12 protein-coding genes are annotated in these 17219 nt (G+C 67.3%); 10 read left to right on the top strand and 2 right to left on the bottom strand.

All coding sequences use genetic code 11. The features are described 5' to 3' along the window. Window positions 1-117: 117 nt before the first annotated feature. The 3 genes from ACFW3F_RS01430 to clpX all read left to right on the top strand — a co-directional run bounded on the left by ACFW3F_RS01430 (window position 118) and on the right by clpX (window position 2968). Complete coding sequence (locus ACFW3F_RS01430; RefSeq protein WP_388053555.1) at window positions 118-717, top strand: ATP-dependent Clp protease proteolytic subunit; 600 nt, start codon at window positions 118-120, stop codon at window positions 715-717. A gap of 65 nt (window positions 718-782) precedes the next feature. Beyond that, window positions 783-1478, top strand: coding sequence for an ATP-dependent Clp protease proteolytic subunit (locus ACFW3F_RS01425; protein ID WP_388053553.1), 696 nt, complete (start codon window positions 783-785; stop codon window positions 1476-1478). A gap of 209 nt (window positions 1479-1687) precedes the next feature. Further along, the gene (gene clpX / locus ACFW3F_RS01420) at window positions 1688-2968 is read left to right on the top strand and encodes an ATP-dependent Clp protease ATP-binding subunit ClpX (RefSeq protein ID WP_388053551.1); all 1281 of its coding nucleotides are present in this window, start codon (window positions 1688-1690) and stop codon (window positions 2966-2968) included. A gap of 75 nt (window positions 2969-3043) precedes the next feature. Here clpX and ACFW3F_RS01415 read toward each other — a convergent pair whose 3' ends face one another. Then, the gene (locus ACFW3F_RS01415; protein ID WP_388053549.1) at window positions 3044-5374 is read right to left on the bottom strand and encodes an FdhF/YdeP family oxidoreductase; all 2331 of its coding nucleotides are present in this window, start codon (window positions 5372-5374) and stop codon (window positions 3044-3046) included. A gap of 76 nt (window positions 5375-5450) precedes the next feature. On the opposite strand from ACFW3F_RS01415, the gene ACFW3F_RS01410 reads away from it, so the two are divergent. Further along, window positions 5451-6068, top strand: coding sequence for a molybdenum cofactor guanylyltransferase (locus ACFW3F_RS01410; RefSeq protein WP_388053694.1), 618 nt, complete (start codon window positions 5451-5453; stop codon window positions 6066-6068). Here the strand turns inward: ACFW3F_RS01410 and ACFW3F_RS01405 are convergent. Next, complete coding sequence (locus ACFW3F_RS01405; RefSeq protein ID WP_388053547.1) at window positions 6065-7351, bottom strand: VWA domain-containing protein; 1287 nt, start codon at window positions 7349-7351, stop codon at window positions 6065-6067. The genes ACFW3F_RS01410 and ACFW3F_RS01405 overlap by 4 nt on opposite strands. 74 nt (window positions 7352-7425) lie before the next feature. Between ACFW3F_RS01405 and ACFW3F_RS01400 the strand changes: the two genes are divergently transcribed. The 6 genes from ACFW3F_RS01400 (at window position 7426) to ACFW3F_RS01375 (ending at window position 17185) form a co-directional block, all read left to right on the top strand. Then, a complete protein-coding gene (locus tag ACFW3F_RS01400) occupies window positions 7426-10116 on the top strand; it encodes a valine--tRNA ligase (protein ID WP_388053545.1) in 2691 nt (896 codons plus the stop codon). Then, the gene (locus ACFW3F_RS01395) at window positions 10113-11660 is read left to right on the top strand and encodes a bifunctional folylpolyglutamate synthase/dihydrofolate synthase (protein WP_388053543.1); all 1548 of its coding nucleotides are present in this window, start codon (window positions 10113-10115) and stop codon (window positions 11658-11660) included. Before ACFW3F_RS01400 ends, ACFW3F_RS01395 begins: the two co-directional genes overlap by 4 nt. Beyond that, on the top strand, window positions 11657-12049 hold the full coding sequence (locus ACFW3F_RS01390; RefSeq protein WP_388053541.1) for a DUF4233 domain-containing protein: 393 nt from the start codon (window positions 11657-11659) through the stop codon (window positions 12047-12049). The genes ACFW3F_RS01395 and ACFW3F_RS01390 overlap by 4 nt, the downstream gene beginning before the upstream one ends. A gap of 221 nt (window positions 12050-12270) precedes the next feature. Further along, window positions 12271-12732: a hypothetical protein gene (locus tag ACFW3F_RS01385; protein ID WP_388053539.1), complete on the top strand. Its 462-nt coding sequence runs from the start codon at window positions 12271-12273 to the stop codon at window positions 12730-12732. A gap of 38 nt (window positions 12733-12770) precedes the next feature. Then, the gene (gene ndk, locus ACFW3F_RS01380; protein ID WP_388053538.1) at window positions 12771-13187 is read left to right on the top strand and encodes a nucleoside-diphosphate kinase; all 417 of its coding nucleotides are present in this window, start codon (window positions 12771-12773) and stop codon (window positions 13185-13187) included. Between the two features lie 428 nt (window positions 13188-13615). Further along, window positions 13616-17185, top strand: a complete 3570-nt coding sequence (locus tag ACFW3F_RS01375) for a translation initiation factor IF-2 N-terminal domain-containing protein (RefSeq protein ID WP_388053536.1) — start codon at window positions 13616-13618, stop codon at window positions 17183-17185. Window positions 17186-17219: the final 34 nt, after the last annotated feature.

Below are 17219 nucleotides of genomic sequence, written 5' to 3'. Positions count from 1 at the left end.
GTCCGCGGGTGTCGATTGGTTAGTGTCGGTGAGGACGTCATCAGACAGATCGGAACGTGTGCGACACCCGTTGCGGGTGACGCGCAGGACATGACAACAAGGCAAAGGTAGGAACCTGTGAGCGAGCCGACCATCCACACACCCACGATGAGCTCGGGTGTGGCTGGGTTGAACCTGTCCGATTCGGTATTCGAGCGTCTGCTGCGCGAACGCATCATCTTCCTGGGAACCCAGGTCGACGACGACATCGCCAACCGACTGTGCGCGCAGATCCTGCTGCTCGCCGCCGAGGATCCGCAGAAGGACATCCACCTCTACATCAACTCGCCCGGTGGCTCGGTCACAGCGGGTATGGCCATCTTCGACACCATGCAGCTCGCCCAGTGCGACGTCGCGACCTACGCGATGGGCATGGCGGCGTCGATGGGGCAGTTCCTGCTCGCAGCCGGCGCCAAGGGCAAGCGTCACGCGCTCCCGCACGCGCGGATCATGATGCACCAGCCGTCTGCCGGAATCGGTGGCACCGCCTCCGACATCGCCATCCAGGCCGAGCAGTTCGCGCTCACCAAGAAGGAGATGAACCGGCTCAACGCCGAGTTCAGTGGTCAGCCGCTCGAGAAGATCGAGGCCGACGCCGACCGCGACAAGTGGTTCACCGCGGAGCAGGCCCTGGAGTACGGCTTCGTCGACAAGGTGATCTCGCGTCCGGGTCAGTGACCGGCAGATCCGACGATCGCGCGATCCAGCCACCTTCGAGCCATACCTACTCATTGGAGCAACAGATGACCAATTCCCTTTCTCTGGACGGCATGTCGGCCGAGGTCGCCGCCGGTATCCCCGCGTCGGCGCTCGCGCTCAAGAACATCGAGGCGCGTTACATCCTGCCGTCGTTCATCGAGCACACCCCGAACGGCCAGCGTCAGTACGACCCGTACGCCAAGCTGTTCGAGGAGCGGATCGTGTTCGTCGGGACCCCGATCGACCAGGTGGTGTCCAACGACGTCATGGCGCAGCTGCTCGTGCTCGAGTCGCAGGATCCCGACCGCGACATCACGATGTACATCAACTCGCCCGGCGGCAGCGTGCCGGACATGCTGGCCATCTACGACACGATGCAGTACGTGCACTGCGACATCGTCACCGTCTGCCTCGGTGAGGCCGCATCGGCCGCGGCGATCCTGCTCGCCGGCGGAACGCCCGGCAAGCGTGCCGCGTTGCCGAACGCCACTGTCCTCATCCACCAGCCGCGCACCGGCGGCGCCTACCAGGGTCAGGTCTCCGATCTCGAGATCCAGGCCGCCGAGATCGAGCGCATCCGCGAACGTCTCGACGAGATCCTCGCCGGCCACACCGGCCAGGACAAAGACAAGATCCGCAAGGACACCGACCGCGACAACATCCTGACCGCCGCGGCGGCCAAGGAGTACGGAATCATCGACGAGGTCTTCGAGTACCGCAAGAAGTCCATGAAGAAGTAGTCGTGGTGAAGAAGTAGTTGTGGCAGTACACAAGTCCTGGTGATTTTCTGCCGCGACATTTGGCCTTATCGGTCGAAGTTCGGGCGGCACGCGGGTACCGTCGGGTTACTGGGCATTCGAGTGTCGATCAAATGACCCACGCCCGGCTGCGTGCGACGCGACGGACCAAACACGACAGTCCGGCAACGAGGAAGTAGGTACAGCGCGAGATGGCACGAATCGGAGACGGCGGCGATCTGCTCAAGTGCTCTTTCTGCGGCAAGAGCCAGAAGCAGGTGAAGAAGCTCATCGCCGGCCCCGGCGTGTATATCTGCGATGAGTGCATCGATCTGTGCAACGAGATCATCGAAGAGGAATTGGCGGAGAACGGCGACGTCAAGCTCGACGAGCTGCCCAAGCCGGCGGAGATCCGCGACTTCCTCGAGAAGTACGTCATCGGCCAGGACACGGCCAAGCGGACGCTGGCAGTTGCTGTGTACAACCACTACAAGCGCATCCAGGCTGGCGAGAAGAAGGACGCCCGGACGGGTGAGACCGTCGAGCTGATGAAGTCGAACATCCTCATGCTCGGCCCCACCGGATGTGGCAAGACGTATCTGGCACAGACGCTGGCGAAGATGCTGAACGTGCCGTTCGCGATCGCCGACGCGACCGCCCTCACCGAGGCCGGGTATGTCGGCGAAGACGTCGAGAACATCCTGCTGAAGCTGATCCAGGCCGCCGACTACGACGTGAAGCGCGCCGAGACCGGCATCATCTACATCGACGAGGTCGACAAGATCGCCCGCAAGAGCGAGAACCCGTCGATCACCCGCGATGTGTCGGGTGAGGGAGTCCAGCAGGCGCTCCTCAAGATCCTCGAGGGCACGCAGGCTTCGGTGCCGCCGCAGGGCGGCCGCAAGCACCCGCATCAGGAGTTCATCCAGATCGACACGACGAACGTGCTCTTCATCGTGGCCGGTGCCTTCGCCGGCCTGGAGAAGATCGTGTCCGAGCGAATCGGTAAGCGCGGCCTCGGTTTCGGCAACGAGGTGGCGAGCAAGGACGAGGCCGACACGTCGGATCAGTTCGCCGATGTCATGCCGGAGGACTTGATCAAGTTCGGCCTGATCCCGGAGTTCATCGGACGTCTACCGGTCGTCGCGTCGGTGACGAACCTGGACAAGGAATCGCTGGTCAGCATCCTCTCGGAGCCGAAGAACGCGCTGGTGAAGCAGTACACCCGGTTGTTCGACATGGACAACGTCGAGCTCGAGTTCACCAAGGACGCGCTCGAGGCCGTCGCCGACCAGGCAATCCACCGTGGCACGGGCGCTCGTGGTCTCCGGGCCATCATGGAAGAGGTCCTGCTGCCGGTGATGTACGACATCCCGAGCCGGGACGACGTCGAGAAGGTCGTCGTGACCGGGGAGACCGTCCGGGACAACGTGCTGCCGACGATCGTGCCTCGTAAGGCCTCCAGCGACGAGCGTCGCGACAAGAGCGCCTGATTCGCGAACACACCCCACACCCACGAGACCAGAGAGCCCCGCCCGGCCAGACCGGGCGGGGCTCTCTGCTGTTGTCTACCGGTCGGATCGGGTCGGTTCGAACCGGATGACCACGGCCTTGGACACCGGTGTGTTCGACTCTTTGGCCACCGAACCCAGCGGGACGAGCGGATTCGTCTCCGGGTAGTACGCGGCCGCGTTGCCGCGGGGTGTGTCGTAGGGAACGACCTCGAAGCCGCGGACCCGGCGCTCCTCGACGCCGTTGCCGCCGTCGAACTCGGAGACGATGTCGACGAGTTGTCCGGCGCGTAGACCGAGCGTGGTGATGTCGTCGGGATTGACCATCACGATGTGCCGGTTGCCGGAGATGCCGCGGTAGCGGTCGTCGTGCCCGTAGATGGTGGTGTTGTACTGATCGTGGCTGCGGAGCGTCTGCAGGATCAGACGGTCGCGCGGGATGGTCACCGACTCGAGCGGGTACGCCGCGAAGTTGGCCTTGCCGTTGGGGGTGTCGAACGATCGGGTGTCGCGCGGCGGGTGCGGCAGCACGAATCCGTCGCTGCGCCGGACGCGGATGTTGAAGTCGTCGAAGCCGGGAATCACCCGCTCGATCCGGTCGCGGATCAGGTCGTAGTCGCGCTTGAGTTCCTGCCAGGGAACCGGATGGCCGGTGCCGAGAACTCGGGTTGCCAGGTCACAGATGATCGCGACCTCGCTGCGCAGATGCGACGACACCGGTGGCAGGGATCCACGCGAGAGGTGCACGGCGGACATCGAGTCCTCGACCGAGACACGTTGCGCCACACCGTCGATCACGTCCCGGTCGGTGCGGCCCAGGGTCGGGAGGATGAGTGCGCCGCGGCCGGTGACCAGGTGGGACTCGTTGAGTTTGGTGGACACGTGCACGGTGAGTGCGCAGCGCCGGAGAGCGTCGGCCGTGGCGTCGGTGTCGGGCGAGGCCGACACGAAGTTGCCACCCATCCCGACGAAGACGCGAACCCTGCCCGCAGCCATCGCGGTGATGGCGGCGACGGTGTCGTACCCGTGCTCACGTGGGGACGTGATCCCGAATTCGGCGTCCTGCGCGGCGAGGAAGGACTCCGGCATCTTCTCGAAGATGCCCATCGTGCGGTCGCCCTGCACGTTGGAATGACCACGAACCGGGCAGAGCCCGGCGCCGACACGGCCGATCATGCCGCGCAGCAGCAACACGTTGGTGCCCTCGGCGATGGTTGCCACCCCGTGCCGGTGCTGGGTGAGTCCCATCGCCCAGCACAGGACGATGCGTTGGGAGGTCCGTACCGCGTCGGCGAGGTCGTGGATCTGCCCGGTGGACAGACCGGTGATCTCGGCGATGTGGTCGAGATCGACTTCGTCGAGGAGGTCGAGATACTCGTCGACGCCGGCACACGACTCGTCGAGGAACTCGTGATCGAAGACGGTTCCGGGGGCGGCTCGTTCGGCGTCGCGGAGCAGACGGGCGACGCCGCGGAAGAGCGCCATGTCCGAACCGAGCCTGACCTGGAGGAAATCGTCGGCGAGCTTGGTGCCCGCACCGACCACCCCGCCGACCTTCTGGGGGTCCTTGAAGCGCATCAGGCCCGCCTCGGGAAGCGGATTGATCGCGACGATCCTGGCGCCGTTGTGCTTGGCCTTCTCCAGGGTCGCGAGCATTCGCGGGTGGTTGGTGCCGGGATTCTGGCCGGCGATGAGGATCAGGTCGGCGGCCTCGAGATCGGGGACGGTCACCGAGCCCTTGCCGATACCGATCGATGCGCCGAGCGCGGCACCGGACGACTCATGGCACATGTTCGAGCAGTCGGGCAGGTTGTTCGTACCGAGGCTGCGAGCGAAGAGCTGGTACAGGAACGCGGCTTCGTTGCTCGTACGACCCGAGGTGTAGAAGACGGCTTCGTCGGGCGAATCCATCGCGGCGAACTCGTCGGCGATGATCGCGTTGGCCTGATCCCAACTCAGCGGGCGGTAGTGCGTGTCGCCGGGTGCGAGATACATCGGGTGGGCCAGGCGGCCCTGCTGGGAAAGCCAGTAACCGCTGCGTGAGCGGAGGTCCTCGACGCTGTGCGCGGCGAAGAAGTCGGGGGTCACCGCGCGCTTCGTGGCTTCCTCGGCGACGGCCTTGGCGCCGTTCTCACAGAACTCGGCGTGCTTGCGGTGCCCCGGTGTCTCGGGCCAGGCGCATCCGGGACAGTCGAAACCGTCGCGCTGATTGAGCTTGATCAGGGTCTGCGCGGTCCGAACCGCGCCCATCTGCTCGAGTCCGCGTTTGAGGGCGACCGCGACTGCGGGGACCCCGGCGGCATAGGACTTGGGGTGTGCGCGCCGGACCTCGCGTGGCTCGTCCACCGAGTGCGTCGTCGAGGAGTCGCCGTCGTGAGTGTTGCTCATGATGTCCATCTTGCCCCGCGGGTGTGCCGTATCGCGCACACTGGGCGATGTGACTCACGACGAACTGGATACATCGGTGCTCGCCGCTCTGGTGCTGGCGGGCGGGCGGTCCCGGCGGATGGGCAGCGACAAGGCAGCGCTGGACTGGGAGGGCGAACCGATGCTCGCCCGGGTGGTGCGGGTGGTGTCGCAGCGATGCGACCCGGTGCTGGTGGTCGCGGGTGAATCGTCTGCGGCGTTCCGCGGGGTCGAGGACATCCGCGACCGTGCGGCACCGGGGATCGATTCGTCGAAGGTGCGGTGGGTGACCGACGAGCAGGAGGGGACCGGCCCCCTGGGCGGGCTCGTCGCCGGACTGTCCGCCGCCGCCGCCGCGGGCGCCGAGCTCGCCTTCGTGTGCGCGACGGATATGCCCCTCATCGCGCCGGAGCTGATCGACGAGCTGCGACTGGGCATGACCGGCTCGACTCAGGCGGTCATCGCGCACGACGCACAGCGCGATCATCCGATGGCGGGGATCTACCGCACGGATGCGGCCGCGGTGATCGCCGACATCGTCGCGAGCGGCGAACGACGCATGCTGGGCGCGATCGAAGCGCTCAACACCCATCGGGTGGGGATCTCCGACCCGGACTGGCTCGTCAACGTCAACGCACCCGAGGACCTGCACAGATTGCGCGTGTCGGCGGGTTAACGGCGGGCCACGATGCCGAGGTCCATCGCGACCGCGATCCAGTCGGCGAACTCGCCGAGGAGTTCGACGTACAGCTGATCGTCCGAACGCTCGTCGATGTCGTCGACCTGAAAGAACCCGGCGTTGTCGATCACACGACCGGTCATAGTGTCCAGTGAGGCGAGCGTCCCGAAGTTGTTGTCGCCCAGACCGATGAATTGCCAGAACACGGGTTGCGCAGCGGCCTCGGCCATCAGCGCGCGAATGGCGGCGACCTTGGAGTGGAAACCGCCGTCGGTGAAGAACAGCACCAGCACGGGCTGGTCATCGTGCAGATCATCGAGGACGGCCTGCATGATGGGCAGTTCCTCGTTGGCACCGCCGATGTGCTTGTCGTAGTCGATCTCTTGGCACAGCGGCGGACCGTGGCGTCCCCGCAGATGCACGAAGGTCTCGATCCACAATTCGGCATTCGCCACGGTCACATCGGGAAGTTTCGCGAAACTGCGGGCGTACAAATAGGTTTCGAGATTGCCATCGCTGTCGAGCTGGGTGGCGACGGGGATCATGCGCTCGATGACCCGGTGTACGGTACGGCGGCGGTACAGCGCGCTCATCGAGAGCGTCTTGTCGATCACGACGATCACCCGGGCGTCTCGGCCCGCGACCCCCTTGGTGAGCAAGACCCGATGGACCGCCTTCTTGCGCAGGTCCAGGGTCTGGCGCTTGTGCAAGGAGAGCTTGTCCTCGCCGTCGACGGTTCGGATCGACGGACTCCGGTCGGGGCTGCCCGCCGGAACAGAGGTGGCGCCGGACGCGGGGTCGGAGTCCACGGTGACCCCGAGCGATCGCACGAGCGCCGGGAATCCGGCGTCCCAACCGGACGACTCGCTGCGCGCCTTCCACCAGCCGTTCCGCCGATAGATCTCGACCAGGACGGCGGCGTGTTCGGTGATGAGGCCATGGGCGGGGGAGTCGATCACGACGTCGCCCGCCCGGATTCGTGCGGTGAGCCCTGCCGAGCCGAGCGGCTGATCTGACGTGACGGCGACGGCGATCCGCTCGACGTCGTCGGGCACGGCATGCAGGTTGATCGTGATCTCGCCGCCGTCGACGAGAGTCACCGCACCCTCGGGCGATGAGGGCTGGTTGTAGAAGACGAAGTCACCGTCGTCGCGGACCCGGTTGCCGGTCGTGAGCTGGAACGCGAGCAGGTCGAGGCCGGTGTCGGAGACCGTGATCGTGACGACGTCCGTCGCGGGCAGGCCGGTGTTCTGGCCACGTGCCAGGGTGAGGGTCGCCACAACGTCCTTCGATGCCGCCGGGGAGGGAGGACCGCCGGCGAGGTCCGGCCCGGCGAAAACATAGAATAGCGCCCGTGACATCACCCGACCAGACATCCGCGTTGCCCGAGACGGCGTCGCCCCGGACTGCCGTACCCGAGACCGGGTTGCCCAAGTCGTGGGACCCCGCTGAGCACGAGGCGTCGCTCTACCAGGGCTGGGTGGACGCCGGGTACTTCACCGCGGACGCGACGAGCGACAAACCGCCGTTCTCCATCGTGATCCCGCCGCCGAACGTCAACGGTTCGCTGCACATGGGCCACGCCTACGAGCATGTGCTGATGGATGCGCTCTCGCGCCGGCGTCGTATGCAGGGCTACGAGGTGCTGTGGCTGCCCGGCATGGATCATGCGGCGATCGCGATGCAGACGATGGTCGAGCGCAAGCTCGCCGCCGAGGGCAAGACGCGCGACGACCTCGGCCGGGATGCGTTCATCGAACGCGTGTGGGCGGAGAAGGCCGAGATCAGCGGCAACATCGGCGAGCAGATGCGCCGGCTCGGCGACAGCGTCGACTGGACGCGCGAACGATTCACGATGGACGAGGGCCTCTCGCGCGCTGTGCACACGGTCTTCAAGAAGATGTTCGACGACGGGCTGATCTACCAGGCCGAGCGCCTGGTCAACTGGTCGCCGGTCCTCAAGACCGCCGTCAGCGACATCGAGGTGAGCTACGCCGACGTCGAGGGTGAGCTCGTCAGCTTCCGCTACGGGTCGCTCGACGACGCCGAACCCCACATCGTCGTCGCGACGACGCGGCTCGAGACGATGCTCGGCGACACCGCGATCGCGGTGCATCCCGACGACGAACGGTATGCCCGCCTCGTCGGCACCGAACTGCCGCATCCGTTTGTCGACCGGATGATCCCTATCGTCGCCGACGACTATGTCGACCCCGAATTCGGCAGCGGCGCAGTGAAGATCACCCCGGCGCACGATCCCAACGACTTCGCGCTCGGGCAACGGCACAATCTGCCGATGCCGACGATCATGGACGAATCGGCTCGGATCGCGGACACCGGAACGCAATTCGACGGCATGGATCGGTTCGAGGCGCGTGTCAAGGTGCGTGAGGCGCTGGCCGCGCAGGGTCGGATCGTCAAGGAGGTGCGTCCGTACCTGCACAGCGTCGGTCATTCCGAACGAACCGGTGAGCCGATCGAACCGCGACTGTCGATGCAATGGTGGGTGGCGGTCTCCACGCTCGCCGCGACAGCCGGCGACGCGGTGCGCGACGGGTCGACGGTGATCCACCCGAAGTCGATGGAACCGCGCTGGTTCAGCTGGGTCGACGACATGCACGACTGGTGCATCTCGCGACAGCTGTGGTGGGGTCACCGCATCCCGATCTGGTACGGACCCGACGGGGACGTGGTGTGCGTCGGACCGGACGAGCAGGCCCCCGAGGGGTATGTGCAGGAGACCGACGTCCTCGACACCTGGTTCTCCTCCGGGCTGTGGCCGTTCTCCACCATGGGGTGGCCCGATCAGACGGCGGACCTCGAAAAGTTCTATCCCACTTCGGTTCTCGTCACCGGGTACGACATCCTGTTCTTCTGGGTCGCGCGCATGATGATGTTCGGCACCTACGTCGGCAAGGACCTGGGGCCGGGCAACGAGATCCCGTTCCACAACCTGTTCCTGCACGGTCTGGTGCGCGACGAACACGGTCGCAAGATGTCGAAATCCAAGGGCAACGGCATCGACCCGCTCGACTGGGTGGAACGCTTCGGTGCCGACGCACTTCGCTTCACGCTCGCCCGCGGCGCCAACCCCGGGTCGGACATCTCGGTCGGCGAGGATCACGCCCAGTCGTCGCGCAACTTCGCGACCAAGCTCTACAACGCCACGAAGTTCGCGCTCATGAACGGCGCCAAGGTCGGCCGGCTGCCCGACGCGGAGACGCTCACCGACGCCGACCGATGGATACTCGGACGTCTCGACGAGGTGCTCGCCGAGATCGACGCCGGGTTCGAGTCCTACGAGTTCTCGAAGGCCTGCGAGGCGCTCTACCACTTCGCGTGGGATGAGGTCTGTGACTGGTACCTCGAACTGGCCAAGGTGCAGATCGCGGAGAACGACGAGAAGCGTTCGGAGACAACTGCACTCGTGCTCGGCGCGGTCCTCGACCCGCTGCTACGAGCGCTGTCGCCGGTGATGCCGTTCGTCACCGAGGTGCTGTGGAAGACGCTCACCGGTGGCGAATCCCTCGTGGTCGCCCCGTGGCCGACCACCTCCGGGCGCGAGTGGTCGTCGGATTCGGCGGCCCGCATCGACGACCTGCAGCGGCTGATCACCGAGGTGCGACGTTTCCGCAGCGATCAGGGTCTGCGTCCGGGGCAGCGCGTCGCCGTCCAGTTCGACGGACTCGGCGAGGCGGGGCTCGAACCGCTTCTGCCGTACGTGACCTCGCTCGCGCGCCTCGATCCGGCCGGACCCGACTTCGGTGCCACCGCAACCGTCGAGGTCCGTCTCAGCGTGGCGACCGTGGTCGTCGCGATCGACACCTCGGGCACCGTCGACGTCGCAGCCGAGCGCAAGCGCCTCACGAAGGACCTGGCAGTCGCCGAGAAGGAACTGTCGACGACCTCGGCGAAGCTCGGCAACGAGCAGTTCTTGGCCAAGGCGCCCGACCAGGTGGTCGCGAAGATCAGGGACCGTCAGCGCATCGCGACCGAAGAGGTCGAGCGGCTGAACGCGAAGCTGGCGAGTCTGGCCGGCGCGTGAGCGACGAGACGGGTTTCCCCGAAGAAGATCCCGCGGTCCTGGGCATGGATGCGGCGGGTGACCCCCTGGGTCTGGGGGCGATCCTGAACGAGGACGAACCCGACCCCGACGCCGAGCCGGCGTCGCTGCGTGTGACAGACAGTGCCGACGACCTCGCCGAACTCGCCGAGGTCGAGGCCGAGCTGGACACCCGGTGGCCCGAGACGAAGATCGAGCCGTCGCTGACCCGGATCTCCACACTGGTGGACCTGCTCGGTTCCCCGCAGCACGGGTACCCGTCGATCCACATCGCCGGCACCAACGGCAAGACGTCGGTCACCCGTATGGTCGACGCCCTGCTGTCGGCGTTGCACCGGCGAACCGGCCGCATCACCAGTCCACACCTGCAGCGGGTCACCGAGCGGATCTCCGTGGATGGCACACCGATTCCGGCGCGCACCTACGTCGACACGTATCGGGAGCTCGAGCCGTACATCACCATGGTCGACGATTCGTCGACGGCTGCGGGTGGACCACGGATGAGCAAGTTCGAGGTGCTCACGGCGATGGCCTACGCGGTGTTCGCCGAGGCGCCGGTCGACGTCGCCGTCGTGGAGACCGGCATGGGCGGGCGATGGGACGCGACCAACGTCATCAACGGCACGGTCTCGGTCATCACACCGATCGCGATGGACCACGCCGACTATCTCGGGGACACTCTGACCGCCATCGCGGGGGAGAAGGCGGGCATCATCAAGTCCGCCGAACCGGATGGCTATGAACCCGACGGGGCCGGGGCCGTAGACCCCGTCACGGTCATCGCCGAACAGAGTCCCGAGGTCATGGACGTCCTGCTGCGGGCGGCCGTCGAAGCGGGCACCATCGTCGCCCGGCAGGGGTCGGAGTTCACGGTCCTCGACGCGGTCATCGCCGTCGGCGGGCAGATGCTCACCATCCAGGGACTCGGCGGTGTCTACGACGAGATCTTCGTACCATTGCACGGCGCGCATCAGGCGGCGAACGCCGCGGTGGCCCTCGCGGCGGTGGAGGCGTTCTTCGGCGCGGGTGCCGACCGCCAGCTCGACATCGATGCCGTCCGTGCGGGTTTCGCCTCGGTCGGCAACCCCGGGCGGCTCGAACGTCTGCGCAGCGCGCCGACGGTGTTCGCCGACGCGGCGCACAATCCGCACGGTGCTGCCGCGCTCGCGCAAGCCCTGGCCGAGGAGTTCGACTTCCGTCGTCTCATCGGCGTCGTCGGCGTGCTCGGCGACAAGGACGCCCGCGGAGTCCTCGAAGCGCTGGAGCCTGTGCTCGACGCGGTCGTCGTCACCGACAACGGCTCCCCGCGTGCGCTCGACCCCGAGACGCTCGCGGAATATGCGCGGGAGGTGTTCGGTGAGGACCGAGTGGTCATCAAACCCTTCCTGCCCGACGCCGTCGAAGAGGCCATCGCACTGGCCGAGGAGGCCGACGGCGAGCGTGTGTCGGGCGCCGGCGTGGTCATCACCGGTTCCGTCGTGACCGCCGGTGCCGCGCGGACCCTCTTCGGTAAGGAACCCTCATGACGACCCGGTACACCCCGCCCACCAACGATCCCTGGAAGGGGTTGCGCGGCGTGATGGCCGGCACGATGATCCTCGAGGTCATCGTGGTGATCCTGGCGTTCCCGATCGTGTGGCGCCTGGGCGACGGGCTGACCTGGTTGTCGGGCGGTTACCTCACGCTGGTCGTCATCGCGATGATCCTGGCCGCGGGCATGCAGGGGAGGCCATACGCGATCAACCTCGATCTCGGCCTGCAGGTCGTCGTGATCGCCGGAGGGATCTTCCACTGGTCGATCGCGGTGGTGGGGGTCGTCTTCGGGTCGGTCTGGCTCTACATCCGGTACATCAAGGCCGACGTGGAGAAACGCGTCGAACGCGGGATGCTTCCCGGCCAGGAACCGATCGAGTAGCGATCCGGCCCGAGCGTCGCGGTCCGTGTCACCTGACCAGCCGTGTTCTCGTTGCTCAGGCCGGGGTTTGGTGGCCGCAAGACCTGTGGCCGGACCGTTATCGCCGAACCGGGACGGTGCCGGGGGCTTGCTGCGACAATGTCCCAAGCCGCGGGGGCGACAGGTCGTTCCTCGCAGCCTGTGCAATCCCACCCCCCCGATCACCTGATGTGAGGACATACGTGCAGTTCCAGCTCTCCCGGACCGCCATCTCCGACCGCACCCGCCGCTCTGCGCCGGCGTCGGTTCTCCTTGCCGCCGCCGCTCTCGCGCTCACCGTCCCGGCGACGGCCGCTGCCGCTCCCGAGGACGAGCAGGCCCCGACCGCGATCGCGAACTTCACGGGGACGCCGGTCGCTGACGCGCCCGTGCCCGTCGGGCCAGGGGAGTACAGCTATGTGGCCACCCATGCGATCACCAAGCGTGCCGCGTCGATGAAGGCGCCCGAGGCGATCGCCAGCCTGCCGGTGCCGGCCCAGTACCGGCCTGCGAATCTCGGTCTGGCGCAGCAGTTCGATCTCGCGCTCGCAGGTGCGCTCGCGTCGCCCGGTGGCTGCGTTCAGGTGGTCGTCGATCCGCGTTCGCGTACCGGCAGCCTGTTCAATTACGGCTTCTTTCCGGTCGCGGGTGAGTACTGCTCCTGAGCGGTGCGCTTCCGCAGCCGGTCGATAGGGTGTGAGTCGTGACTGAACGCACTCTCGTACTCATCAAGCCCGACGGCGTCGAACGCGGCCTCGTCGGCGACATCATCAGCCGCATCGAGCGCAAGGGCCTGACCCTGGTGGCTCTCGAGCTCAAGACCGCAGGCGACGAGGTCGCCCGCGGGCACTATGCCGAGCACGAGGGCAAGCCGTTCTATCCCTCGCTGCTCGAGTTCATCACGTCGGGTCCGCTGGTCGCCGCGGTACTCGAGGGACCCCGCGCGGTGGCCGCGTTCCGCCAGATCGCCGGCGGCACCGATCCCGTCGAGAAGGCGGTGCCGGGGACCATCCGCGCCGACTTCGCGCTCAACACCCAGTACAACCTGGTGCACGGGTCCGATTCGCCCGAATCGGCGCAGCGTGAGATCGCTCTCTGGTTCCCCGAACTCGACGTCTGAATCGGGCCTCCTCAACTCGACGCGCGCCGTCAAACGCTCATCCTTTGCGGTCATCGGACCGCAGTGTGGGATACTTGTTCAGTTATCGCCGACACACTTTGTCGACGACAACCGGATGACGCGCCCTGGTACCGGCGCGTCGCGGTGCGGCACCAACGCACCGCGACGCCACGGCACCGCAGCTGACCCCACCGAGTTCGCACTGCTGCCAGCAGCCGAACACTCAGGTTCTCCCTGTGCCCGGTGGCGTGGAAAGCGTCCGGGGACGCGGTCATCGACACAGCAAGAGCGTCGTCGGGCGACCCGCGAGACGGACCGCCACGACGACGCGCAGACCACACAACACCGGTCCGCTTCGGGCCGGGACACAGAGCAGACCCTCGCGTGGCCGCGTCAGCCCGACGCGCCCGGGGGTTCGAGGAGACTGAGTGACCGACAACGGGTCGCCGGCTGACGCGAACGCAGCGTCGGAATCGGCGGAAGAATTTCCCAGCAAACTTCGTGTGCACGCACTGGCCCGCTTTCTGGGCCTGACGAGTCGCCAGGTGCTGGCTCACCTGGCCGATCTCGGCGTGCAGACCCGCAGCCCACAGTCCAGCGTCGACCGCGACCTGGCGAAATCTGTGGCCGAGCGGGTGCGCGCAGGCGTCGACGAGAACGGCGCCACTTCGGCGCCGGCCGAGGACGCCCCCACAGCGACGTCGGCGGCTGAGGCGTCGGCCATCGAGGCCGAGTCTCCAGTGGCCGAAACCACCGAGGCGACGACCACGCCCACTGACGACACGCCCGCGGCCGAGGTCCCGACGCTGTTCTCGGCGGCGTCGGCTCAGTACGACGCGCCGGTGACGACTCCGGCCGATGAGGCAGATGCGTCCGCGGGCGCGCAGCCGCTGTTCCTGCAGCCGCAGGCGCCGGCCGAGAAGCCACGCACCGCACGGTCGGGGCGTGCGAAGCCCAAGGCCGACGCGGACGCCAAGAGCCAACGGGACACCACGGACCAGTCGCGCGTCGAGGAGGTGTCGGCTGACGACACGACTCCTGCGGTCGCGACATCCGACTCAGCGGACGCGCCCACCGGCGTGTCCGGCACCAAGGCCCCGGCAGACGGCAAGTCGGATGCCGGCAGGTCGGATGCCGACAGGTCCAAGACCGACGAGGCGAAGGCCGGCGATTCGACCACCGCCGACTCCTCGGACGACACCGACGAGTCCATCGGCGATGACTCCGCCGACGACTCGAACGCCGACGACTCGAACGCCGACGACTCGAACGCCGACGATTCGGGTTCGGGTCGCAACCGCCGACGTCGGCGCGGGCGTCGCGGACGAGGGCGCGGCCGGGGAGACCAGGGTGGAGACGGCGAGTCGGACACCGACGAGTCGGATGCCGGAGAATCGGACACCAACGAGTCCGACTCCAGCGATTCCGACACCAGCGAGCCGGGCTCCGGGGACCCGGATGCCGAGGAGTCGGGCAACGAGGGACCCCGTGACGCCGCCGCCGGCACCGCCGAGGCGGATTCCGAGGACACCTCGTCCGATGCCGAGTCGGCCGACGACTCGCAGTCGGAGGGCGGCCGACCGTCGGGCAAGCGGACCCGGCGCCGCAGCCGCCGCTCGGGATCGGACAAGTCAGATGACTCGGAGTCCACCTCCGGAGCATCGAGCGACCGCGCCGGTGAGTCCGGCGACGACTCCGAGACCGCCGACGGTGCAGACGACGACGCATCCGGCGACGACGACTCGGGCGATTCGTCGTCGACCCGCCGCCGGCGTCGCCGTCGCCGGCGCAAGGGTGGGGGCGACGGTGACGAGGCATCTCCGGACGATCCGCCGAACACCGTGGTGCATGAGCGCGAGCCGCGCAGCAAGCGGGCCCGCGACGAGGTGCAGGGGATCTCGGGATCGACCCGGTTGGAGGCGAAGCGCCAGCGCCGTCGCGACGGACGCGACGCGGGCCGGCGACGGCCGCCGATCCTGACCGAGTCCGAATTCCTGGCGCGCCGCGAGGCCGTCGACCGTGTGATGGTCGTCCGCGAGCGCAGTGCCAACAGCCGCATCTCCGGCAACGATGGACACGAGCACGCCGCGGTGGAGGACTACACGCAGGTCGCGGTGCTGGAAGACGGCGTCCTCGTCGAACATTTCGTGACGACCGCGACGTCGTCGTCGATGGTCGGCAACATCTATCTCGGCCGTGTCCAGAACGTCCTGCCGGGCATGGAGGCCGCGTTCGTCGACATCGGTCGCGGACGCAACGGCGTGCTGTACGCGGGCGAGGTCAACTGGGATGCCGCCGGACTCGACGGCGGTTCGCGCAAGATCGAGCAGGCGCTCAAGCCCGGCGACAACGTGCTCGTGCAGGTCAGCAAGGACCCGGTGGGACACAAAGGTGCCCGCCTCACGACGCAGATCTCGCTGGCCGGCCGATACCTGGTGTACGTGCCGGGTGGATCGTCGACCGGGATCAGCCGCAAGCTGCCCGACGTCGAGCGCAAGCGACTCAAGCAGATCCTGGCGAAACTCGTCCCCGACGAGGCCGGGGTGATCATCCGCACCGCGTCGGAGGGAGTCAGCGCCGAGGAACTCGGTGCCGACATCGCACGCCTCGAGGCGCAGTGGAAGACCATCGACGAGTCCGTCACGCAGGCCAAGAAGGGCGGGTCGTCGAACCCCAAGCCCCTGTACGAGGAGCCCGATCTCCTGGTGCGAGTGGTCCGTGACCTGTTCAACGAGGACTTCAAGAAGCTCGTCGTCGAGGGCGACAAGGCGTGGAACCTGGTCGAGGGTTACGTCAGTTCCGTGGCCTCGGATCTGATGGAACGGATCGAGAAATTCGACAAGCCGCATGCCGATGCGCCGGACTCGTTCGTGGTGCACCGCATCGACGAGCAGCTCGCGAAGGCGCTCGACCGCAAGGTGTGGCTGCCCTCCGGCGGCACGCTGATCATCGAGCACACCGAGGCGATGACGGTCGTCGACGTCAACACCGGCAAGTTCACCGGGTCCGGCGGCAACCTCGAGGAGACGGTGACGCGCAACAACCTCGAGGCCGCCGAGGAGATCGTGCGGCAGATGCGGTTGCGCGACATCGGCGGCATGATCATCGTCGACTTCATCGACATGGTGCTCGAGTCCAACCGGGATCTGGTGCTGCGCAGGCTCACCGAGGCCCTCGCACGTGATCGCACCCGCCATCAGGTGTCCGAGGTGACCTCGCTCGGTCTCGTCCAGATGACCCGTAAGCGCCTCGGAACCGGTCTGCTCGAAGCATTCTCGACCACCTGCACCGCGTGCAGTGGTCGCGGCATCATCGTGCACGCCAATCCCGTCGAGGTGAGGTCCGACGATTCCGCTCGCGCCGAGGGTTCCGGGTCGAAGCGGTCCCGTCGGGGCAAGAAGAAAGCCGACGCGCAGCCGGAGACAGTCGCACCGGCCGTCGCACCCGCCCACAAGCCGGCCGAGCACCCGATGTTCCGGGCGATGGCGGCGCACGCCCACGACGACGACGAACATGGCGAGGAATCGGGCGCGGCGCATCACGACGGGGACACCGAGCATCGTTCCGATGACACAGCGGTGCCGACCGTCGAGGTGTCGTCCCAGCAATCGGTCACCGGCACCGCGATCGACACCACGACCGCTGCTGCGGCCGAGACGTCGGCAGAGCTCGTCGCATCCGAGCCGGTGGCATCCGAACCGGTCGCAACGGAATCGGCCGCGAAGTCGGCACCGGTCGAGCCTGCCGGTTCGGGCTCCGAGGGGCAGGCGCCGGCAGCCGCACGGCGACGGCGTCGGGTCGTCCGGCGTCCTGCGCAGACGACCACAGCGCCGGAGAACGTCGTGATGACGGCGGTGGTGGATGTGGTTCCGGACACCCCGACGACGACCTCCGGTCCGGTCTCCTCCGGGTCCGGGGAGGCGGCGGTCGCGGTACGACGCAGACCGCGCAAGCGAAGCGCCGGGCGGCCCGCGGGACCGCCCCCGGCCGACGACTGACACCGGGGGACGGGCCGGGAGTCGGACGAGTTTG

Source organism: Gordonia sp. NPDC058843 (assembly GCF_042743165.1).
Lineage (GTDB): Bacteria > Actinomycetota > Actinomycetes > Mycobacteriales > Mycobacteriaceae > Gordonia.
This window is presented reverse-complemented; position numbering and strand designations above follow the sequence as displayed.